The organism is Alistipes sp. i18-0019-D1 (assembly GCF_042852885.1).
Lineage (GTDB): Bacteria > Bacteroidota > Bacteroidia > Bacteroidales > Rikenellaceae > Alistipes.
The window spans coordinates 3,112,786-3,135,432 of the sequence record NZ_AP031424.1; the positions used below are offsets into that span (position 1 = coordinate 3,112,786).

The window sequence follows — 22,647 nt, forward strand, 5'->3', positions numbered from 1 at the left end:
GATATTTCGTTTTGTCGTTTTTGACTGTCGCTGTGGGTTTTCCGCAGAATTATCGCTAACTTTACGCTCCGAAAAACCGGTGTTCCGGGGTGCGCTGCGGCTGTCCCCGGTTCGTTAAAACAGAAAGAGATGCGTTACAGTTGGTTATTGGCAGCCTGCCTGCTGGCCTGCGCGGGAGTCCGTGCGCAGACGGTGCCGGAAGCGGGCGAAAAAAGCGGCAATCCGCTTTTCAAAGGATGGTACGCCGATCCCGAAGGGGTGGTTTTCGGCGATGAATACTGGATTTATCCCACCTATTCGGCGCTTTACGAGGAACAGACGTTCCTCGACGCCTTTTCGTCGAAGGACCTCGTGCATTGGCAGAAGCACCCCCGGGTCCTCTCGTCGGACTCCGTCCGCTGGGTGAAGCAGGCCATGTGGGCGCCGGCGGTCCTGCATGCCAACGGCCGCTATTACCTCTTCTTCGCGGGCAACGACATTCACAGCGAGCAGGAGGTGGGCGGCATCGGGGTCGCCGTGGCCGACTCCCCGGCCGGGCCGTTCCGCGATGCGCTGGGCAAACCGCTGATCAACCGGATCGTGAACGGGGCGCAGCCCATCGACCAGTTCGTCTTCCGCGACGACGACGGGGAGTATTACATGTACTACGGCGGCTGGGGCCATTGCAACATGGTCCGGCTCGCGCCCGATCTGTTGAGCGTCATGCCGTTCGACGACGGAACGGTTTACCGTGAGGTCACGCCGCAGGGTTACACCGAGGGTCCGTTCATGTTCAAGCGGCAGGGCAGATATTATTTCATGTGGTCCGAGGGCGGCTGGGGCGGTCCCGACTACCGGGTCGCCTATGCCATTGCCGACTCGCCGTTCGGGCCTTTCGGGCGTGTGGGGACGATCCTGGAGCAGGACCCCGAAATCGCCACGAGCGCCGGGCATCACTCCGTAATCCAGGTTCCGGGCAAGGACGAATGGTACATCGTCTATCACCGCCGTCCGCTGACGGAAACCGGCCGGGACAGCCGCGCCACCTGCATCGACCGGCTCCGGTTCGGCGCCGACGGGCGCATCAGGCCCGTGCGGATGACCTTCGAGGGTGTCGGTGCGCGTCCGATCGCACCGCAGGGCGAATACTTCAATCCGGTCGTGAATCAAAGCCTTCCCGATCCGACCCTCATCCGGGCCGACGACGGATGGTTCTACCTCTACGCGACGGAAAGCGTCCGCAACGTGCCGGTCCTCCGTTCGCGGAACCTTGTCGACTGGGAATTCGTCGGCACGGCCTTTACGCGGCAGAGCCGCCCGACGTTCGAGAAGGGCGGCGGCATCTGGGCGCCCGACATCAACCGGATCGGGGACAAGTACGTGATGTATTATTCGATGTCGCGCTGGGGCGGCGAGTGGACCTGCGGCATCGGCGTTGCCGTTGCGGAGCGTCCCGAAGGGCCTTTCGACGACCTGGGCAGACTGTTCCGCAGCGACGAGATCGGCATTCGGAACTGCATCGACCCCTGTTGTGTCGAGGACGGCGGGAAGAAATACCTTTTCTGGGGCAGTTTCCACGGGCTGTACGGTGCGGAGCTGACCGACGACGGGCTGTCGCTCAAACCGGGCTTCAAGCCCGTGCGGATCGCCGGGGATGCCTACGAGGCGACCTATATCCACAAGCGGGACGGGTATTATTATCTTTTTGCCTCGACGGGCCGCTGCTGCGAGGGACTGCAAAGCACCTATGCGACGGTCGTGGGACGCTCCGAGCACCTTTTCGGTCCCTATGTCGACCGGCAGGGTCGTCCGATGCTGGAGAACAACCACGAAATGCTGATCCACGGCAATCCCGATTTCGTCGGTCCGGGCCATAATTCCCGGATCGTTGCCGACGACGAGGGGCAGGACTGGATTCTTTACCATGCCGTGAGCCGGGCCGATCCCCGGGGGCGTGCGCTGATGGCCGACCGGGTGGAGTGGGCCGGCGGCTGGCCCCGTGTCGAAGGCTCCTCGCCCTCGCTCCGGGCGAAAGTGCCGCAATTCGGGAAATGACCCCGCAGTGTCGATTTCGGATTCGGCCCGAACCTCAACGGCGTGAAAAAGCAAAAGGGATCATCCTATGGATGATCCCTTTTGCTTGTGGAGAATACGAGAGTCGAACTCGTGACCTCTTGCATGCCATGCAAGCGCTCTAGCCAACTGAGCTAATCCCCCTTGTTGTGGGTGCAAAGATAATCGGATTTTTTTATTTCCGCAATTTTCGGCCCGAAAAATCGGTTCCGGAACTGAACTTTTTTCGAAAAAGCCATCCCGGAGGTCTGCGGAACGCTCCCGGAAGCTCGTCGCTGAAGGATTTCTCGGACATCTGGGCCTCGGCCGAGAATATCGTCCGCAGATCGGCCAATGTCTATTGATGCCCGGTTGCGGGGAGGGTTTCCTCCCCCTGCCGAAACCCCTCCCGCCTGCCGAAACGAACGGCGGACCCCGAAAAAGGGTCCGCCGTTTCTTTGTCCGGATGCCGGATTCCCGGCCGCGGGGGCTATTCCACCTCCCAAGTGGCTCCCGAGCGGAGCAGGTCGTCCACGCAGTGGATCTTGCTCGCGGCTTTGACCTCCTCGACCTGCTTCTCCACGGCGCGGTCGTAGACCGAGTCGTCCTCGACCGAGCGGATCACGCCCAGCGCTACCGGATAGTCGGGATATTTCATCGCCGCCAGCATCGAGTGCAGCGTGGTGTCGCGCTCGTGGGCGTCGTGCGTCAGCACGTCGTCCAGCGTGTAGCCGTCCTGGCCCACGGTCACCACCTTGAGCTTCATGTTCTCGAACACGATGCCCTTTTCGCGGTTGGCTCCGAACAGCATTTTTTCTCCGTGGCGCAGCGTCACCGTGCGCTCGGCGCGCGTGGCTTTGTCGGCTGCGAAGTCGTAATGGGTCTTGTCGTTGAAAATCACGCAGTTCTGCAACGCCTCGATCACCGACATGCCGGTGTGTCTGGCTGCGGCGATCATGCACTCCTTCGACAGGGCGACCTCCATGTCGATCGTGCGGGCGAAGAACGTGCCCTTGGCGCCGATGACCAGTTCGCCGGGGTTGAACGGCTTCTCGACCGTTCCGTAGGGCGAGGTCTTGGTGATCTTGCCCAGCTTCGAGGTGGGGGAGTACTGGCCTTTCGTGAGGCCGTAAATCTCGTTGTTGAACAGGATGACGTTGAGGTCCACGTTGCGGCGGATGGCGTGGATGAAGTGGTTGCCGCCGATGGCCAGCGAGTCGCCGTCGCCGGTGGTGACCCACACCGAGAGGCGCGGGTTGGCCGTCTTGACGCCCGTCGCCACGGCGTTGGCGCGTCCGTGCACGGAGTGGAACCCGTAGGTCTTCATGTAGTAGATGAACCGCGACGAGCATCCGATGCCCGACACGAACGTGAACAGGTTGTGGGGCGTGTCGAGCGCGTCGGCTATTTCGGGCAGCGCGCGCTGCACGGCGTTCAGAATGGCGTGGTCGCCGCATCCGGGACACCAGCGTACCTCCTGGTCGCTTTTGAAATCCGCAGGGGTGTATTTGTAGTCTGCCATGGTTACTTCAGTAAGGATTCGAATTTCTGTTTAAGTTCTGCGACCGTGAAGGGCAGTCCCTCGCACTTGTTGTACTGTTCGTAGGGGAACTCCTGGAAGTTCTGACGCAGGTAGTTGGCGAACTGTCCTTCGTTCAGCTCGCAGACGACGATCTTCTTGAATTTCGCGAAGATGTCGCGCACCCCTTTCGGCAGCGGGTTGATGTAGTTGAAATGGCACAGCGAGACCTTTTTGCCCTCTTTGCGCATTTCGTCCACGGCGTTCTGCAGGTGGCCGCGCGTGCCGCCCCAGCCTACGACCAGCAGGTCGCCTTCCGCGTCGCCCCAGACGCTCTGTGCGGGAATGTCCTCGGCGGCCTTCGCCACCTTCGCCGCACGGGTGTCGGTCATCTTCTGGTGGTTGGCCGGGTCGTGCGAGATGCAGCCCTTCACGCAGTCCTTCTCCAGTCCGCCCACGCGGTGCTCCAGACCCTCCTTGCCGGGGAACGCCCAGCCGCGGGCCAGTTTTTCGTTGCGCACGTAGGGCATGAATCCTCCTTCGGGGGCTTTGTCCACGATCGGGGGTTGGATGGCGGGGTAGTCCTTCATCTGCGGGATGCGCCACGGCTCGGAGCCGTTGGCGATGAATCCGTCGGTCAGCAGGATCACGGGCGTCATGTGCTCCATGGCCAGGCGTCCGGCTTCGAAGGCGTAGTGGAAGCAGTCGCTGGGCGACGATGCCGCCACGACGATCACCGGGCATTCGCCGTTGCGGCCGTAGAGCGCCTGCTGGAGGTCGCTCTGCTCGGTTTTCGTCGGAAGGCCCGTCGAGGGTCCTCCGCGCTGTACGTCCACCACGACCAGCGGCAGTTCGGTCATCACCGCCAGTCCCAGCGCCTCGCTCTTGAGCGACAGTCCCGGTCCCGAGGTGGTCGTCACGGCGAAGTTGCCCGCGAAGGCCGCGCCGATGGCCGTGCAGATGCCGGCGATCTCGTCCTCGGCTTGCACGGTCTTCACCCCGAGGTCCTTGCGCTTGGCCAGTTCTTCGAGGATCACCGTGGCCGGGGTGATCGGGTACGAACCGCAGAAGAGCGGAAGGCCTGCCTTTTCGGCCGCGGCGCAGAGTCCCCACGCCGTGGCTACGTTGCCGTTGATCGAACGGTAGGTTCCCTTCTCCCGGGGAGCCGGGGCCACGGTGTAGTTATTGGCGAACTGATGGGTGTTGGCGGCGTAGTTGTAGCCCGCCGCGATGGCCAGTTTGTTGGCCTGGGCCACGGCGGGATTTTTCTTGGCGAATTTCCCGTCGAGGTATTTGAGAGCGTAATCCTCCGGACGGTCGAACAGCCAGAAGCAGATGCCCAGTGCGAACATGTTCTTGCATTTGACGACGGCTTTGTTGTCCAGTCCGGTCTCTTTCAGCGCCTCGCGCGTCATGGAAGTGATGTCGGGAACGACGACGTTGTACTCGTCGAGACCCAGTTCGGCCAGCGGGTCGAGGGTTGCGAATCCCGCCTTCTTGAGATGTTCTTCGGTGATCGAATCGCCGTCGAGGATGACCGTCGCGCCCGGCTTGAGCCACTTTCGGTTGGCTTTGAGCGCCGCAGGGTTCATCGCCACCAGCACGTCGCAGTAATCGCCGGGATTCAGCTCGCGGTGGTCGCCGAAATGTACCTGGAAGCCCGAAACGCCCGCAACGGTTCCCTGCGGGGCGCGGATTTCGGCGGGGTAGTCGGGGAAGGTCGAGATGCCGTTTCCCAGCAACGCCGAAGTGTCGGAAAAGAGCGTGCCCGTGAGCTGCATGCCGTCGCCCGAATCGCCCGAAAAGCGGATCACGACGTCCTGCAACTCCCGCACTTTTGTTTGTTCCATGATTTTGGTTTCAGATTATGGGTTAACAACGATTTCGCAAATATAGGACAGGAGAGGGCAAGGCGGCGAATTTGTTCGCAGTCCGTGCCGAACCGCATCCTACATTATGCAAATATATTAAATAAATTGTCAAATTGGACTTTTTCGGGCGATTTTTTAGCTTTCCGCCCCGTGTCTGCCGATTTTCCGTGTCCCGGATTGCTAATGTTTTGTAATTCAAATGATAGCTTTTCGCTACGATCGCTACTGAAAAACCTTTTCCGGCCTCGTTTATGAAAAGGATGAATATATTGAAATTTTTTACGAACGCCGCCTGCTGTCCGGTCCGGGAGCCGGCGAAGCGGAAGCCGCCGCCCGCCGTCCTGCCTTCGGACGCACCCCGCATGCAGCCGGGATTTCGGGCCGAAAAACGGAGATCGGACCGATTTTTTCATTTCGGTGCGGTTTCCTCGTTCTTTTGGGCTACTTTTGTGCCGTTAAAATTGGATTATAAAGGATGATTACAGTTTCGAATTTAGAGGTACAATACGGAAAACGGGTTCTTTTCAAAGATATCAACCTCAAATTCACCCCGGGCAACTGCTACGGTGTGATCGGGGCGAACGGGGCCGGGAAGTCCACGTTTCTGAAAGTGCTCAGCGGCGAGGTGACTCCTACGAGGGGCAATGTGGCGTTCGGCCCGGGCGAACGCTTGTCGGTGCTCAAGCAGGACCACTTCGCGTACGACGAATTTACGGTCCTCGACACGGTTCTGATGGGCCATCAGCCCCTGTGGGAGACGATGAAGGAGAAGGAGGCGCTGTACGCCAAGCCCGACTTTTCGGAGGAGGACGGTCTCCGGGCCGGGGAGCTGGAGGAGCGGTTCGCGGAGATGCAGGGCTGGAACGCCGAGAGCGACGCCGCCAACCTGTTGAGCAGCCTCGGGGTCCGGGAAGCCCTGCACGGCCAGCTGATGCGCGATTTGAGCGCCAAGGAGAAGGTGCGCGTGCTGCTGGCGCAGGCCCTGTTCGGCAAACCCGACAACCTGCTGCTCGACGAGCCGACCAACGACCTCGACCGGACGACGATCGCGTGGCTGGAAAACTACCTGTCGAACTACGAGAATACGGTGTTGGTCGTCTCGCACGACCGCCACTTCCTCGATTCGGTGTGCACGCATACCGTCGACATCGATTACAGCGACATCAATCTCTTTTCGGGCAATTACAGTTTCTGGTACGAATCGAGCCAGCTTGCCCTGCGCCAGCAGCAGAACCAGAACAAGAAGGCCGAGGAGAAGAAGAAGGAACTGCTGGAGTTCATCCAGCGGTTCAGCGCCAACGTCGCCAAGTCGAAGCAGACGACCTCGCGCAAGAAGATGCTCGAACGGCTCAACATCGAGGAGATCAAGCCCTCGATGCGCAAATATCCGGGTATCATCTTCCAGCCCGGGCGCGAGGCCGGCACGAAGATCCTCGGGGTCGACGAGCTGTGCAAGACGGTGGGCGGCGAACGGCTTTTCAGCAACGTCAGCTTCACGGTCGAGAAGGGCGACAAGATCGCCTTTCTGGCGCGCGACCCGCGTGCCGTGTCGGCGCTGTTCGACATTCTGGCCGGCGACGACAAGGCCGATTCGGGCGTCGTCGAGTGGGGCACGACGATCAATTACGCCTACCTTCCGCTCAACAATGCCCCCTGGTTCGAGAGCCAGCTCTCGATCGTCGACTGGCTGGCGCAGTTCTCGTCCGACACCTCGGAGCTTTATTTGAGGGGGTATCTGGGCAAGATGCTCTTCAGCGGCGAGGAGATTTACAAGAAGGTGAGCGTGCTTTCCGGCGGCGAGAGGGTGCGCTGCATGGTGGCGAAAATGATGATCCAGCAGCCCAATACGCTCGTGCTGGATTCTCCGACCAACCACCTCGACCTCGAATCGATCCAGGCGTTCAACAACTCGCTGATCAATTTCAAGGGCAACGTGCTGATGAGTTCGCACGACCACGAATTCGTCAATACGGTCGCCAACCGCATCATCGAGCTCACGCCCAACGGCATGGTCGACCGCTATATGGAGTATGACGATTACATCACGGACGAGGTCGTCGCCGGGCGTCTGGAGGCCCTGTGGGCCTGAACTGCGCGGTATACCTGTCCTGAAAGCGAAAAGCGCCCCTGCTTCGGAAAGCAGGGGCGTTTTCATAGACGGTATGCGTAGCCTACTGTGGCTGCTTGCCGATGTAGGCCAGGATGCCGCCGTCGACGTAGAGGACGTGTCCGTTGACGAAGTCCGAGGCGTCCGACGCGAGGAACACGGCGGGACCCATCAGGTCTTCGGGCGTTCCCCAGCGTGCCGCGGGGGTCTTGGCCACGATGAACGAATCGAACGGGTGACGCGATCCGTCTGCCTGACGCTCGCGCAGGGGCGCGGTCTGGGGCGTTGCGATGTAGCCCGGGCCGATGCCGTTGCACTGGATGTTGTATTCGCCGTACTCCGACGCGATGTTGCGCGTGAGCATCTTCAGGCCGCCTTTGGCTGCGGCGTAGGCCGACACGGTCTCGCGGCCCAGCTCCGACATCATCGAGCAGATGTTGATGATCTTGCCGTGGCCCTTCTTGATCATCGAGGGGATGACGGCCTTCGAGACGATGAACGGTGCGTTGAGGTCCACGTCGATCACCTGGCGGAACTCCGCGGCGGTCATCTCGACCATCGGGATGCGCTTGATGATGCCGGCGTTGTTGACGAGGATGTCCACCACGCCGACCTCCTTTTCGATCTGCGCCACCATGGCGTTCACCTGCTCTTCGTTCGTGACGTCGCATACGTAGCCTTTGGCCTCGATGCCTTCGGCCTTATAGGCGGCCAGGCCTTTGTCCACCAGTTCCTGTTTGATGTCGTTGAAGACGATTTTTGCGCCTTGGCGGGCGAAAGCCGTCGCCAGAGCGAATCCGATGCCGTAAGAGGCGCCCGTTACGAGCGCTACCTTACCTTCCAGTGAAAAGTTTACCATTGTTATAGGATTTTGTTAGGTTTTGTTATTCGTTTATCTGTCCATATCTCCTTGTACTGCGCTTTCGGCCGCCGTTCTTGCCGCCTTCGCCGCCCCTTCCCGAAGGAGGGAGATGGCGTACGCTTTGTCCGGCTGGTCCGATCGCGATTCGGCTTTCCCGTAAAGCCCCCCCCCTCTTTGTGGAGACGGGTTTGCCGGGTGCGGCCTGCGGAGGACGCGAACTGCGGGCCTCCGCGACCGGAGGCTGCGGCCCGCGCGGCTCCGTGAGCCGCACATGGCTATTTCAAATCGGTTATTTTCGAAAAGTCCTGGTCGCCGTAGTCGAGGTTCTCGCCGCCCATGCCCCAGATGAAGGTGTAGTTGTGCGTGGCTGCGGCGCTGTGGATCGACCATTCGGGCGACAGCACGGCCTGGTCGCCCTTCATCCAGATGTGGCGCGTCTCGTCGACCTCGCCCATGAAGTGGCACACGGCCTGGTCTTCGGGCACTTCGAAATAGAAATAGGCCTCCATGCGGCGCGAATGCACGTGCGCGGGCATCGTGTTCCACACGCTTCCGGGCAGCAGCTCGGTCATGCCCATCTGCAACTGGCAGGTCGGCAGCACCTGGTTCACGAGCATCTTGTTGATGTTGCGGTCGTTCGACCCTTCGAGCGAACCCATGTGGGCCACCACGGCGTCGGCCTTCGTGACCTTCTTGTCGGGGTAGTTGCGGTGTGCGGTCAGCGAGTTGAAATAGAATTTCGCGGGGTTCCCGGCGTCCTTGCTCGCGAAGGTCACCTCGCGGTCGCCCGAACCGAGGTAGAGGGCCTCCTTGTAGCCGAGTTCGAATTCGGCGTCGCCGGCCTTCACCACGCCGGGGCCTCCGACGTTGTAGATGCCCATTTCGCGGCGGGTCAGGAAGAAGGGGGCCTTCAGCGGGTCGATGGCTTCGAGACGGAGCGTCTCGGCAACGGGCATGGCGCCTCCGACGACCATGCGGTCGTACATCGAGTAGACCATGTTGACCTCGTCGGCCGTGAATACCTTTTCGATCAGGAAGTCGCGGCGCAGACGTGCCGTGTCGTAGCTTTTCGCATCCTCGGGATGCGCCGCATAGCGGATTTCGTAGTTGGTTTTCATTGTTATAATTGTTTAATTCGTTGTATTCCGGAACGGCGGGCCGCAGCCTGTGGTTTAAAGCGGCCGAAATTGGCAAACCAATTCCATCTTTGCAAAGATAATAAAAAATCCGGAATTGGTTACCCAAAACCGGATTTTATTTGCGCGGCTTCGTTTGATTGCATTTTTTATTATTTTGTTCCACGTCCGCAATAGCGGGTTGCCGTCGCAACGGCGCGGGCTATATGTGCTTATTTTTAGCAAGACTTACCAGAGCCTCCATGGGAATAATGCAACAGTAGTTTGCGTTCGTTTTGGCGTCTTACGCCGGGGAGGGATCAAACTTATGACGCCATGGAAACGAATCCAACCGCGAACGCAACCTCAAAGACTGGAAACACCTCGAACAGATCATCGGAGAATCGGAGCTTTCGGTCAATGCCTTTGCCCACTACATCGGACTCACGCGGGGGTGAAAATCTCCGGCAAATCCGGCGCGGCAACAACGGCATCAGCCGCGACCTGGCCCTGCGCATCCATGAGCACCCTCCCCAATACGGCATCGGCCGGATACTCACCGGCGAAAACGACAGGCCGGGCGTCCTCTTCGCGCCGTATCCCGGCTGGCTATGGAAAACCCCTCCCGGCCAAACGGCCGGGAGGGGTTTTCCATAGGAGGGGAGCGACGGTTATTTCACCCCGAATATTTTGTCTTTCAGCGAGAATGCTTCGTACTCGGCGCGCAGCGAAGCCATCAGGTCTTTGACCGACTGGATCTTCTCGGCACGCCAGGCATTCGAGCCGCAGAAGGCGTAGCCGTTGCGGAGCCTGCCCTTGAAAGCGTTGTAGAGGGCCAGCATGATGCAGTAGGGGCTGTGCGTCACGTCGCACGTCTTGATGCAGTCGAACGGGCACGCTCTGGGAACCTTCAGCCCCTCCTTCACGCGGTCGAGGAACGAGTTGCGGATGGCCCGGCCCGGCATGCCGACGGGACTCTGGATGATCTCAATGTCCTCCTCGTGCGCCTCGATGTAGCTCTGCTTGAAAGCCGGATCGGCGTCGCACTCCTCCGTGGTGACGAAGCGCGTGCCCATCTGTACGCCGTCGGCGCCCAGCTCCATGATGCGGTAGATGTCCTCGCCCGTGTAGATGCCGCCGCCGGCGATCACCGGGATGCGGCAGCCGTGCGCGGCCTCGAAGGCGCGGACTTCGGCCACGATCTCCGGAACGATGGCTTCGAGCGAATAGCGCTCGTCGGTGATCTGGTCGGCCTTGTAACCCAGGTGGCCGCCTGCCTTGGGACCCTCGACTACGATGGCGTCGGGAACGTAGCTGTACTCCGAGAACCACTTCTGGCACAGCACCTTCGCGGCACGCGCCGACGAAACGATCGGGGCCAGCTTGGTCCGGGCGCCCTCCGTGAGGAACGACGGCAGGTTGAGCGGAAGCCCGGCGCCCGAGAAGATGATGTCGGCCTTCTCGGCGATGGCCGTCCGGACCATATCGGCGAAGTTGGACATGGCGACCATGACATTGACGCCGATGATGCCGCGCGTAGCCTCGCGGGCTTTGCGAAGTTCCTCTTTCAGCCCCCAGATCGAGGCGGCGCGGTAGTCCTTCGAGTAGTTGTTATAGATCGCCCCGAGGCCGGCCGACGAAATGACGCCGACACCGCCCTGATTGGCCACGGCCGATGCCAGGCCCGCAAGGGACACTCCTACGCCCATACCGCCCTGAACGACGGGCATGGAAGCGCATAAATTTCCGATTTTCAATGATTTCATGCTGTTTACTTAAAAGAATAAGTGACGTAACGGGGAACAAGGTACGGAAAATCGGGGCGTTTGGTTCCGCGCGGGAACATATTTAACGCAGGCTTCACATTGCCCGCTTAAAAAGCGGGGTTCGGCGGAGGGCGGTCCGCCCTCCCGCTTGTCATCCGGCTGCGCGTCCCTTCGCACAAGGGAACCGCACGTCCCGGAGGCCACGCCGCCCGCCGGAAAGGCGCAGTGCACGGGCGTCACACGGCGGTCCCGCTCACAAAAACCGTATGCCGCGGACCCGTTTCTGTCCCCGGCCGGCGGCCTCGCGTTCGACGATGCCCGTCACGACGTCCGCCGCATCGTGCCAGCGGTTGGCGCGGAACTTCCGGCGGTAGGTCGTCAGATGGGCGTAGAGTTCGGGCCAGCGGAGGTTCCAGCCGCGGGGAAAGCGCACGAGGTGGAGCGCCGTGGCCGAATTGGAGAGGATGCGCGCCTCCTTGTTGCCGCTCTGGTGGAACCACTCGACGCGCACAGCAGGCGCAAGGGCCTGCACGGCCCGGGCGAAACCGCGGCCGCCGTTGTTGCTCTCGATCGCGGCCTGCCGCGTGTCCGAGCGCACGAGCATCTCGCCCACGAGGGGTTCGGTCGCCTCCATCGGCTCGCGCGAGTAGACCGCGTCGGTGATGTAAATCACCCCGTCGGCGTCGACCGCATAGGAGAGCGAACAGAGGTAGTCGTCGCCCGTGTCGGCGGTGTCGGTGTAATTGGCGCGGCGGACGATCTCGTGCGGCAGGTCGTCGTACTCGGCGAAATTCAGCCCGTACAACAGCCCCTCGCGGGCCGAGGGGCGCCCCTGGTACATCGCCTCGAATTGCAGCGGGTCCAACCGCCGCTTGGCCTCGAGCAGAGCCGCGCCGTGCTGCCGCTCCCACAACGCCTCGCCCGGCTGCCGGGGATCGACCTCCGTGGGCGGCGCGGTCTTCAAGGCCTCGAAATTGAGGTGCAGCCACCGGTCGGCGGGCAGCGCGTCGAGCTGTGACCACGCGCGCAGCTCCTCGACCGGCTCGCGCGCCGCGAGCGTGCCGATCAGGTCCTCCTCGTGCCAGCGGGTGAAGACCACCAGTTCGCGCGAGGCGTTGTGCATGCGGGTCCGCACGACGGAGGTGTACCACTCCCAGCAGTTGGCGCGGACGAGCGGCGAATTGGCTTCAAGCGCGTCTTTATATAAATCGTCCAGGATAAAGCAGTCCACGCGGTTACCCGTCAGCGACCCTTCGCGGCCGACGGAGAGCAATCCGCCCCGGCGGCCGATGATCTCGACCTCGTCGGCCGTGCGGATGTAGCCCGGTGGCTTGGCGCCGCACTTGATGGAGGTGTCCGGAAAAAAGGCGGCGTATTCCTGCGATTCGAGGATACGCTGCACGCGGCGGTTGAATTTCGAGGCCAGCGTCCCCGAATAGGAGGCGATGGCGACCCGCTGGTCGGGGTCGAGACCCAGCACATAGGCCGGGAGCAGGGTCGTGGCCCCGACGCTCTTGCCGTGCTGGGGCGGCATGGTGACGATCAGCCGCCGGACACGCCCCGCGGCAAAGGCCTCCAGCACCCGGTAATAGGCCCGGTGGAAGGGTTCGAGTTCGAGGAAGGGATAGACCCCGAGGGCGAAATCGGCGAAGGAAGGGGGCGCGGCTGTCTGCGCGTCGTCCGGAAGCACCAGCCCCTCGGGGAATGGCGAGCCGCCGGAAAAAAGCGGGAAGCCCGCAAATACGGCATCGCACGCGGGAGCCTCCGGGAGCGCATCGCAGAGAGATGCAGGACGTTCGGGACGGGCGGTATCCCCGGGAAACGCCGCCCCGGACCCCGGAGAGACTTTCCTGCCGGTTGTGAAAACCTCTGCGGAGGAGTGCTCCGCAGAGGTCGGTTCGGTTGGTTTGAGCATTTTACTGAAATTTTTGGAAAAAACCCATGCGCGGCGCCGCGGCGGGCAGGTTTTTTGTCGGGGTGCGCTCCGGCGGCAGCGCCGTGCCGGGGAAGGAGGGCCGGAGCGCGGCGGCAGGTCAGAGGAGCGCGCGCACCTCGGAAAACGAGAAGTCGTTCAGCACCTCGCCGCCGTTGACGGCGGTGTGAAACTCCCACCAGACGGGAACCAGGTCCGCAATCGCGTCGCGGTCGCCCTCGGGGAGCCGCTCGCGCCGCCGGTAGACGATCACCGAGGCCGTAAGCCGGCACTCCATATCGCCGAAGGGGAACGTGAGCGAGCCTGAAAAGTAACTTCCGCCGCCGATGGCCTCCGCAAGACGCGCGGCCACTTCAAGGTAAAGTTCCGATGAAACCGAATACATCATTGATAATTAATCGTTTTTTTGCAAAAGAGTTTGCAAAAGAAAATAAATTGTTTAACTTTGCAGGGCAAAGATAGGTTCAAAATTTGAATTACGTGCAATAAAGTTCAAATATTTTATATAGATAATTCCGATAGCAAAGCGATGAACGAACGGGTAAAACTGATACGCAAACAGCTCGGCATGACGCAAGAGCAACTGGCACAACGGCTTGGAATCGGCAAAGCGGCGCTGTCGATGATCGAAACCGGCAAGGCGGGACTGTCGGCCCGCAACCGCAATATCCTGGTTCAGGAATTGAACGTGAATCCCGACTGGATCGAAACAGGCAAGGGCAACATGTTCAACGCCGAACCCGACCTGACGGCCTACATGCACCGCACGGACAACTCGCTGCCGCTGCAAAGCGTGCCCCTCTATTCGATCGAGGGCACGGCGGGGCTGGTCCCGCTGTTCACCGACCGGGCGCAGAGCAAACCCGTCAACTTCATCCACATTCCCAACCTCCCGAAATGCGACGGGGCGATCTACATCGTCGGCGACTCGATGTACCCGCTGCTCAAGAGCGGCGACATCGTGCTGTACAAGCAGCTGCGCGACATAAACGACATCTTCTGGGGCGACATGTACCTGCTGTCGATCGACATCGACGGCGAGGAGTACGTGACGGTGAAGTACATTCAGAAGTCCGACCGCGCAGGCTACGTGAAACTCGTGAGCCAGAACCAGCACCACGCCGACAAGGACGTGGAGATCTCGCGCATACGCGCCATCGCACTCGTGAAGGCGAGTATCAGGATGAATTCGATCCGTTAGCAAGAACTGCGGAAAATCGCGCAATCGAAGATTGCCGGAAACAACAGGGGGGGGGTGACAGCGGGTTTACACGCAATGCCGCTCCCTGTTGTTTCCGGGATCGCAATGCGACGCGATTTTCCATTGCCGCCGTCAGGAGCGAATCGCCGAAGCGGCGCGAAACGCATGTGGAGCGGAGCGAGGCAAATAAAGCAGAAACCGCCCGCCACAAGAATCGCCGAAGCGGTGCGATACGCACAAATCTGAACACACCTCGTTTCCCGGATTTGCCGGGCAAGTCCGGCAGCCCGAAGCCCCCGGCTGCGAAGGACTGCAACATGCGGCAATGCCGCATGCACACCCTTCGCGGGCGAACTGTTCGACCGTAGGCCCCGAGGCGCGCAGAACGAATTGCAGCCGCTCGTCGTCGTAAAGGCAGATACCGCTGCGGAGACGGCGGCCCGGACGGCGCCGTTGTGACGTAGGATCATATCCCGTGCCCGTAGCGGCGCGGGGCCGCAAACAGCAGGAATATGTACTCGACCTCTCTAAAAATATACCAGATTTCCAAGTTTGGTCAAGCGGCCCGCTATTGCGGACATAATGCAAATATAGACAATAAAAAATCCGAATGTCTGCGCATCCGGACTTTTTGGGGGGGGGACTGTTACAACTCTTCGGGCCGCGCCGCGGACGAAACCTCGGGCGAGGCGAATTCACCCTCGCGGTAGCGGTGGCAGCCTGTCATGGCGATCATCGCCGCGTTGCCGGTCGTGAACCTGAACTCCGGCAGGAAGGTGCGCTATTCCGCGGCGGAGTAGACGAGCATGAGTTTCGCCAGCTGCGCATTCTTCGTGTTGGTGATCTCGATCCGGTACCGTATGCCCGCCCGGGCTTCGATCAGCGTGTAAACCCACGTGCCGTCGGTGTCGAAGTCGAGCGAATACTGCGCTTCCGAGCCGTCTGCGCCCATCAGTTCCAACTCGACGTCGTTCTGTTGGGTCGTAGGCAGATAGCGGACTTCCGAAAGCGTTTTGCCCTGAATGGCCGGAAATTCGACGTAAGCACCCAATTTGCTAAAAAACAAACCTTTGTTCGGCTCCGGGATATTTTCGCTGAACTGCGTGTTGTCGATCCAGTAGAATTTGCCGCCTTCGGCTTTGTCGACGAAGATGGCGAACTGGTATCCCTTGACGGTGTATTCGTGGCGCCCGGTCGTGAAATTGTCCTTCGAATAGGGAGGCAGTTCGGGGGTGGTGACCGACGCTCCCTGCGTGAAATCGACGATCAGGGTTACGTCGCCCGGCGTGGGTGCGGGCTTGGCTCCCTCTTGGCTGACGGTGACGGTTTTCACCCCGTCGACGCCCGTGGCCGTGATCGCGATGCTGCCGAGCCGCTTCTCTTCGCCGTTCGCACCGGCTGCCGCGGCGGTTACGCGGATGGTCGCGTCGCCCGTGCCTTCGGTCCTGTCGAGCGAGAAGCCCCCGCCGGATGCCACGGCCTTCCAGGCGGCGGCGGTCGTGACGGTGAAGGTCTCCGAGGCGCCGGCTTCGGCGCCCAGCAGGATGTTGTCCGTGCCGACCGTCAGCGTCGCCGTGTTTTTGTCGTCGTCGCTGCTGCAGGCGGTCGTGGTAAAGGCGGACGCCAGCAACAGCAGGCCTGCGAAGGCCCGCGTGAATCTGAATGTTTGCATAAAATTATTTTTTTTGTGAGTGGGTAGCGTTACAACTCTTCGAGCCGCGCCACGGGCGAGACGTCGAGCGAGGCGAATTCGCCCTCGCGGTAGCGGTAGTAGCCCGCCATGGCGATCATCGCCGCGTTGTCGGTCGTGAACTTGAACTCCGGAAGGAACGTCCGCCAGCCGCGCCGGCGGCCCGCTTCGGCGATGCCGTCGCGCAGGCCCGAGTTGGCAGAGACGCCGCCCGCGATGGCGATGTCGCGGATGCCCGTCTCCTTCGAGGCGCGGATGAGTTTGTCCAGCAGGATTTCGACGATCGTGGATTGCAGCGAGGCGCAGAGGCCGGCCTTGTGCCGCTCGATGAAGTCGGGGTCTGCGGCCACGGCGTCGCGCAGCGTGTAGAGGAACGAGGTTTTCAGGCCCGAGAACGAATAGTCGTAGCCCTCGACGCGGGGATGCGCGAAGCGGAATGCCTTCGGATCGCCCTCCCTGGCCAGACGGTCGATCACCGGGCCGCCCGGGTAGGGCAGCCCCATCACCTTGGCGCACTTGTCGAAGGCTTCGCCTGCGGCGTCGTCGATCGTCGTGCCGATGATCTCCATTTCGAGCGGGGAGTCCACGCGCACGATCTGCGTGTGTCCGCCGCTCACCAGAAGGCACAGGAACGGAAAGTCCGGATGGGGCAGCGTGCGGTCCCGAAGGTCGATGAAGTGCGAGAGGATGTGCCCCTGCAGGTGGTTGACCTCGACCATCGGGATATTGCGGGCGATCGAAAGCCCCTTGGTGAACGACACCCCCACGAGCAGCGATCCCACCAGTCCCGGGCCGCGCGTGAAGGCGATGGCGTCGATCCGGTCGGCGGTGACGCCCGCGTCCTTGAGCGCCGTGTCCACGACGGGGATGATGTTCTGCTGGTGGGCCCGCGAGGCCAGTTCGGGGATCACGCCGCCGTATTTGACGTGAACCGCCTGGGAGGCAATGACGTTCGACAGCAGCACGTTGTTGCGGAGCACGGCGGCAGAGGTGTCGTCGCACGAGGATTCGATGCCGAGAATTGTAATATCCATCCGGAATTATAATTGTTTTTTAACTATTTTCGCTAAATTTGCAGGTTATATAGGACTCCTGATGCGCAAAGGTATAAAAATATTGGGAAAGGTGTTCTCGGCGGCGGTTTTGTTGCTGATAATCGTTCCCGTGGTGCTCTCGCTGCTGCTCGACATTCCCGCCGTGCAGAACTACGCGGTGCACAAGGCCGCACGTTTCGTTTCGCGCAAGCTGGAGACCACCGTGTCGATCGACCGCGTGGACATCGGCATCTTTTCGAAAGTCAGGGTGAAGGGCTTCTACGTCGAGGATTACCAGCGCGATACGCTGCTCTACGTCGGGAAGCTCGACGCCTTCATCACGAGTTTCGGCATTTTCGGCGGCGGGTTGGAGCTGAGCTGCGGCGAGATCGCCGACGCGAGGCTCTACCTGCGGCAGACGCCCGGCGGGGAGATGAACGTCAAACAGATCGTCGACCGCATTTCCGATCCCGACAAACCCAAGAAGGGCAATTTCCGCCTCTCGCTGAAGAAGGCCTCCATCGAGAACATGGACCTCTGCCTCGAACGGCTCGACCGCCGCGACCCGGAGTACGGCATCGACTTCTCGCACATGCACCTCTACGGCATCACGGCCCGCGTGGACGACTTCACGATCGACGGGCAGGCCATCTACACCTCCATCGCGGCCTTCTCGGCCCGCGAGCGCAGCGGCTTCGTGCTGGACCACCTGGCCGGGCGGTTCTACATGACGCAGGGCTGCCTGGGCTTCGAGAACGCCTCGATCATCACCCCGCATTCGAACGTCAACTTTCCGTTCGTCTCGCTGGCCGGCGATTCGTGGGCGCAGTACAAGGATTTCATCGGCGAGGTGCGCATCGACGCCTCGATGCGCAATACGACCGTTTCGACCGACGACATCGCCTTTTTCGCCCCGAAGCTCCGCGACTGGCACGTGGATTTCACCGACGTCAACGTCGAGGTGGCCGGCGTGGTGTCCGATTTCACGGGCCGGATCAGAAGCATGCAGATCGGCGAGGGGACGACGCTCGTGGCCGACGCCTCGGTGAAGGGGCTTCCCGACATCCGGAAGACCCGTTTCGACCTGTCGGTTCCCCGCCTGCGCTCCTCGGCCGGGGCGGTGGACGAACTGGCCCTCGCCATCGCGGGCCGCAAACTCTCGGACAAGCTGGTCGGCGTGCTGGGCAACTCCGGGCAGATCGACCTCAATGCCCGTTTCCGGGGACTGCTCTCGTCGTTCGACATGCAGCTGGGTGCCGCGACGGAGGTGGGCGACGTCTCCTGCAACCTGAAGCTGAACCCGCTCAAGGGCGGTTTGAGCAGCGTGCGGGGCGACGTCGAGACGCGCAACCTCCGGTTGGGCGAACTGCTCGACCGTCGCGATCTGCTGGGCAACGCCACCCTCACGGCCTATGTCGACGGCGTGATCGGCAAGGGAATGGCCGACGCCAACGTCGCGGGCAACGTCACGCAGCTGGGGTTCAATGGCTATGTCTACGACTCGCTGCGGCTCGACGGCCGCCTGCGCAACCGCGAGTTCGACGGACGTATCACGGCCCGCGATCCCAACCTCGACTTCGACTTCTTCGGCATGGTCGACCTGAACGACTCCGTGCCGCGCTACGACTTCACGATGGACCTGCGGCACGCCGACCTGGCCCGGCTGCACGTCAACCGCCGCGACTCGGTGTCGCAGCTTTCGGGCCGCATCGTCGCTGCCGCCGGAGGGCGTTCGCTCGACGACCTGAACGGCCGCATCCAGGTGACCGACGCCCGCTACCGCTACAACGACAAGGAGATCGCGGCCGCCAGCATGACCGTCACGGGCGAGAACTCCGAGCGGAGCAAGTTCGTGGAACTGCGCTCGGACTTCGCCGACGTCACGTTCCGGTCGAAAACCAGCTACCGCACCGTCTTCGAGTACCTGCGCCGGAGCGCGTGGAAATACCTGCCGATGTTGAGCCGCGAAAAGTGGGAGGAGACGCCTTCGGAGCGCAAGGCCGCCGTGGCCAACGACTTCTCGCTGCTGTCGGTCAACATCCGCAACTTCAACCCCGTGGCCGACGCCGTGTCGACGGGACTTCAGATCGCCGACGGATCGTCGCTGCAACTGTTGTTCAATCCGGCCAGCGACCAGTTGTCGCTCAAGGCCACATCGGAATACATCGAGCGCCGGCGCATGCTCGCCACGCGCCTCTCGGTCAACGCCTCGAACCGCGGCGACTCGCTGGCGGTCTACGCCTCGGCCGAGGATCTCTATGCCGGGGTGCTGCATCTCCCGCGCCTCTCGCTGACGGGCGGTGCGAGGCAGAACCGCGTGCAGCTCTCGGCGGGTTTCGACGACACCCTGCGACGCGTCTCGGGCCTCGTGGGCTTCCGCGCCGCGGTGGCTGACGAGCACGGACCCAACGGCCGCGTCGTCGACCTGCAGATCCTCCCCTCACACATCACCCGAGGCAGCAAGACCTGGCAGATTTACGCCCACAAAATCCTGCTGGACACCGCGCAGGTCGTGATCGACAAGTTTTTCGTGATGAACCGCGAGCAGGAGCTGCTGCTCGACGGCATCGCCTCGCGCAGCCGCGAGGATTCGGTGACGCTCTCGCTGCGCAATTTCGACCTGGCGCCCTTCGCGCAGGTCGCCGAGCGCATGGGCTACTACATCGAGGGCCGCACGAACGGTTCGGCGGCGATGAAGTCGGTGCTGCGCGGCGGCGAGGTCACGGCCGACATCCTGCTCGACAGCGTGGAGGTCAACGATATCCCCGCGCCGCCGATGCGTCTCACCTCGCGCTGGGATTTCGCCCGCAGCCGCGCCGGGGTGACGGTCGCCGACCGCGTCAGACGCGACACGCTTATCCGCGGTTTCTACGCTCCCGACCGCAACCGCTATTTCGCCCGGCTGGATGTCGACAGTCTCGACATGGCGCTGCTGGACCCGATTCTCGCGGGCGTCGTCTCCTCGACCGAGGGCGTGGCCTCGGCCGATCTCACGCTGCAAGGCCAGGGCCGCAAAGCCGAACTCGAAGGCGAAATCCGCGTCGCGGGACTGAAAACCACGGTCGATTTCACGCAGGTGACCTACTCGATGCCCGAGGCCGTACTGAACGTGAAGAACAACCGGTTCAGGGCTTCGAACGTCCCGATTTTCGATCCACGGGGCAACCGGGGACGGTTCGATTTCGACATGAGCCTCCAGCACCTTTCGAATATCTCCTACGACGTGCGCGTGGCCCCGCAGCAGATGCTGGTGCTCGACACCGACTCCGACGACAACGACGCGTTCTACGGCAGGGTCTACGCCACAGGCGCGGCCCGCATCTCGGGCGACAAGGGGGCGGTGAACATGGACATCACGGCGTCGACCGACGGCAACTCCTCGTTCGTGATGCCGCTGTCGAGCAAGTCGAACATTTCGAACGCCGATTTCGTGGTCTTCGAGCAGCCCGAGCAGGCCGATACGCTCGACGACGTGGCGCGCAAGAAACTCTCCTTCGAGCGCAAGCACCGTCAGAAATCCGAGGCCGGGAGTCAGATGAACATCACCCTCGCGCTCGACGTGCGGCCCGATGCCGAGGTCGAACTCGAAGTGGCGGGCAACACGGTGAAGGGGCGCGGCGCGGGCGCGCTGAACCTCCAGATCAACCCCAAGGCCAATATTTTCGAGATCTACGGCGACTATACGATCGCCGAGGGCAGTTTCATGCTGTCGCTCCAGCAGATCATCAACAAACGCTTCACCATCGAGAGCGGCTCGTCGATCCAGTGGACCGGGTCGCCGATGAACGCGATGCTCGACATCGACGCCGTGTACAAGGTCAAGGCGTCGCTGCAACCCCTCCTGCAGGGCACGGCCGACCTCGGGGGCGACCGTTCGGTCCCCGTGGAGTGCGTCATCCACCTCGGCGAGCGGCTTTCGAACCCCACGATCACCTTCGACGTGCGGGTGCCCGGCTCCGACCCCGAGACGCAGAGCCTGATCGCCAACGCCCTCTCGACCCCCGAAACGGTCGATACGCAGTTTCTCTACCTGCTGCTGTTCAACAGCTTCATGTCCGAGAACTCGTCGCAGGCCTCGTCGAACATCGGCAGCTCGGTGTCGGCGGCCACGGGACTGGAGTTCGTGTCGAACATGGTCAGCAACTGGCTTTCGTCGTCCGACTACAACGTGGTGATCCGTTACCGCCCCAAGTCGGAACTGACGAGCGACGAGGTCGATTTCGGACTGTCGAAGAGCCTGATCAACAACCGCCTGTTCGTCGAGGTCGAGGGCAACTACCTGATCGACAACAAGCAGGCCGTGAACAGTTCGATGTCCAATTTCATGGGCGAGGCCTACATCACCTACCTGATCGACCGGGCCGGGACGCTCAAACTGAAAGCCTTCACGCAGACCATCGACCGCTTCGACGAGAACCAGGGTTTGCAGGAGACCGGCATCGGCGTCTATTTCAAGGAGGATTTCAACAACCTGCGCGACCTGCGGCAGCGGATCAAAGAGCGTTTTACCAACAAGAAGCGCAAGGCGCGGCGCATCGCCCGCCGTACGGCCCGCGCGGCCGAAAAGGCGGCCGAGGAGGCGGAAAAGAAACGCCTGCGCGAACCGGCGGATACGCTTTCGCCGTTCGGATACGTTAAAGAGGAAGAGGACTAATAAATTCATAATTCATAATGTGATCATATACAATCTTATACCGACCGGGCGAAGCGTACGCCATCTCCCTCCCCGGGGGAGGGCCGGGGCGGGGTCGGATTTGTAAACGCCGCCAAAGGCGGCGATGACAGCGTTCGAAAACGAGGTAAGGAATAGAAAACTTGTAAACTTAAATATCGTAAACCATTATGACAACATTTTTGCAGGCCGCCGAGGCGGTGGCCGTAAGTGAGGAGACCCGTATGGGCTTGTGGACCCTGTTTACCAAAGGCGGCTGGCTGATGTGGCCGCTGCTGGCGCTGGGAGGCGTGACGATCTTTATCTTCGTGGAGCGTTTCATGGCCATCCGCAAGGCTTCGGTGCTGGACATGAACTTCATGAACCGCATCCGCGACTACATCTCCGACGGCAAGATCTCGACGGCCGTGAACCTCTGCAAGAAGACCGACACGCCTATCGCACGCATGATCGAGAAGGGTATCGAGCGCATCGGGCGTCCGATGAGCGACGTGCAGACCGCCATCGAGAACGTCGCCAACCTCGAGGTCTCGAAACTCGAAAACGGCCTTCCGTTCCTGGCCACGATCGCCGGCGGCGCGCCGATGATCGGTTTCCTCGGTACGGTGCTCGGCATGGTGCAGACCTTCATGGACATGTCCGCCGCGGGCGGCACGGTCGACCTGGGGCTGCTGTCGAGCGGTATGTACGTGGCGATGGTGACCACCGTGATGGGTCTTATCGTCGGCATCCCGGCCTACTTCGGATACAACTACCTTGTGGCGCGCATCGAGAAGCTGGTGTTCCAGATGGAGGCCAACTCGATCGCGTTTATGGATATTCTGAATCAACCCGTTCAAAAATAAC

Annotated in this window: 15 protein-coding genes, 1 tRNA gene and 1 pseudogene; 6 read left to right on the top strand and 11 right to left on the bottom strand. The window is 61.5% G+C overall.

What is annotated here, in order from left to right:
* Positions 1–129 precede the first annotated feature (129 nt).
* Positions 130–1,110 (top strand): annotated as a pseudogene (locus ACGHP5_RS12980) (glycoside hydrolase family 43 protein); the annotation flags it as partial.
* Positions 1,108–2,034: a family 43 glycosylhydrolase gene (locus ACGHP5_RS12985; RefSeq protein ID WP_390568437.1), complete on the top strand. Its 927-nt coding sequence runs from the start codon at positions 1,108–1,110 to the stop codon at positions 2,032–2,034. The pseudogene ACGHP5_RS12980 and the gene ACGHP5_RS12985, both read left to right, overlap by 3 nt.
* Before the next feature lie 88 nt (positions 2,035–2,122).
* Here the strand turns inward: ACGHP5_RS12985 and ACGHP5_RS12990 are convergent.
* The 4 genes from ACGHP5_RS12990 to ACGHP5_RS13005 all read right to left on the bottom strand — a co-directional run bounded on the left by ACGHP5_RS12990 (position 2,123) and on the right by ACGHP5_RS13005 (position 5,834).
* A tRNA-Ala gene (locus ACGHP5_RS12990) sits at positions 2,123–2,196 on the bottom strand.
* Between the two features lie 325 nt (positions 2,197–2,521).
* Positions 2,522–3,553, bottom strand: a complete 1,032-nt coding sequence (locus ACGHP5_RS12995; protein ID WP_290533025.1) for a 2-oxoacid:ferredoxin oxidoreductase subunit beta — start codon at positions 3,551–3,553, stop codon at positions 2,522–2,524.
* A gap of 2 nt (positions 3,554–3,555) precedes the next feature.
* Entirely contained in the window at positions 3,556–5,400 is a 1,845-nt protein-coding gene (locus tag ACGHP5_RS13000) for a 2-oxoacid:acceptor oxidoreductase subunit alpha (protein WP_390567145.1), read from the bottom strand.
* Between the two features lie 104 nt (positions 5,401–5,504).
* Positions 5,505–5,834 carry a hypothetical protein gene (locus tag ACGHP5_RS13005; RefSeq protein WP_337657667.1) on the bottom strand — a complete coding sequence of 110 codons (330 nt, stop codon included), beginning with the start codon at positions 5,832–5,834 and terminating at the stop codon, positions 5,505–5,507.
* A 62-nt stretch (positions 5,835–5,896) separates the two neighbouring features.
* Between ACGHP5_RS13005 and ACGHP5_RS13010 the strand changes: the two genes are divergently transcribed.
* A complete protein-coding gene (locus ACGHP5_RS13010) occupies positions 5,897–7,510 on the top strand; it encodes an ABC-F family ATP-binding cassette domain-containing protein (RefSeq protein ID WP_290533028.1) in 1,614 nt (537 codons plus the stop codon).
* An 82-nt stretch (positions 7,511–7,592) separates the two neighbouring features.
* On the opposite strand, the gene ACGHP5_RS13015 is transcribed toward ACGHP5_RS13010, so the two are convergent.
* The 5 genes from ACGHP5_RS13015 to ACGHP5_RS13035 form a co-directional block, all read right to left on the bottom strand.
* The gene (locus ACGHP5_RS13015; RefSeq protein WP_290533029.1) at positions 7,593–8,387 is read right to left on the bottom strand and encodes a gluconate 5-dehydrogenase; all 795 of its coding nucleotides are present in this window, start codon (positions 8,385–8,387) and stop codon (positions 7,593–7,595) included.
* Positions 8,388–8,665: 278 nt separating this feature from the next.
* On the bottom strand, positions 8,666–9,508 hold the full coding sequence (gene kduI, locus ACGHP5_RS13020; protein WP_290533030.1) for a 5-dehydro-4-deoxy-D-glucuronate isomerase: 843 nt from the start codon (positions 9,506–9,508) through the stop codon (positions 8,666–8,668).
* Between the two features lie 668 nt (positions 9,509–10,176).
* The gene (locus ACGHP5_RS13025; RefSeq protein ID WP_390567148.1) at positions 10,177–11,271 is read right to left on the bottom strand and encodes an NAD(P)H-dependent flavin oxidoreductase; all 1,095 of its coding nucleotides are present in this window, start codon (positions 11,269–11,271) and stop codon (positions 10,177–10,179) included.
* Positions 11,272–11,524: 253 nt separating this feature from the next.
* Positions 11,525–13,186: a phage terminase large subunit gene (terL, locus tag ACGHP5_RS13030; RefSeq protein WP_390567149.1), complete on the bottom strand. Its 1,662-nt coding sequence runs from the start codon at positions 13,184–13,186 to the stop codon at positions 11,525–11,527.
* A 118-nt stretch (positions 13,187–13,304) separates the two neighbouring features.
* Positions 13,305–13,592, bottom strand: coding sequence for a hypothetical protein (locus ACGHP5_RS13035; protein ID WP_337657670.1), 288 nt, complete (start codon positions 13,590–13,592; stop codon positions 13,305–13,307).
* 141 nt (positions 13,593–13,733) lie between these two features.
* Between ACGHP5_RS13035 and ACGHP5_RS13040 the strand changes: the two genes are divergently transcribed.
* Complete coding sequence (locus ACGHP5_RS13040) at positions 13,734–14,405, top strand: XRE family transcriptional regulator (RefSeq protein WP_295904472.1); 672 nt, start codon at positions 13,734–13,736, stop codon at positions 14,403–14,405.
* A 781-nt stretch (positions 14,406–15,186) separates the two neighbouring features.
* On the opposite strand, the gene ACGHP5_RS13045 is transcribed toward ACGHP5_RS13040, so the two are convergent.
* Together ACGHP5_RS13045 and tsaD are read right to left on the bottom strand one after the other, a co-directional pair.
* Entirely contained in the window at positions 15,187–16,077 is an 891-nt protein-coding gene (locus ACGHP5_RS13045) for a hypothetical protein (protein WP_390567151.1), read from the bottom strand.
* A 29-nt stretch (positions 16,078–16,106) separates the two neighbouring features.
* The gene (gene tsaD / locus ACGHP5_RS13050) at positions 16,107–17,129 is read right to left on the bottom strand and encodes a tRNA (adenosine(37)-N6)-threonylcarbamoyltransferase complex transferase subunit TsaD (RefSeq protein WP_295904468.1); all 1,023 of its coding nucleotides are present in this window, start codon (positions 17,127–17,129) and stop codon (positions 16,107–16,109) included.
* A 61-nt stretch (positions 17,130–17,190) separates the two neighbouring features.
* Here tsaD and ACGHP5_RS13055 point away from each other — a divergent pair, with 61 nt between their 5' ends.
* Positions 17,191–21,783, top strand: a complete 4,593-nt coding sequence (locus ACGHP5_RS13055; protein ID WP_390567154.1) for a translocation/assembly module TamB domain-containing protein — start codon at positions 17,191–17,193, stop codon at positions 21,781–21,783.
* 188 nt (positions 21,784–21,971) lie between these two features.
* Positions 21,972–22,646 carry a MotA/TolQ/ExbB proton channel family protein gene (locus ACGHP5_RS13060; protein ID WP_022061887.1) on the top strand — a complete coding sequence of 225 codons (675 nt, stop codon included), beginning with the start codon at positions 21,972–21,974 and terminating at the stop codon, positions 22,644–22,646.
* Position 22,647: the final 1 nt, after the last annotated feature.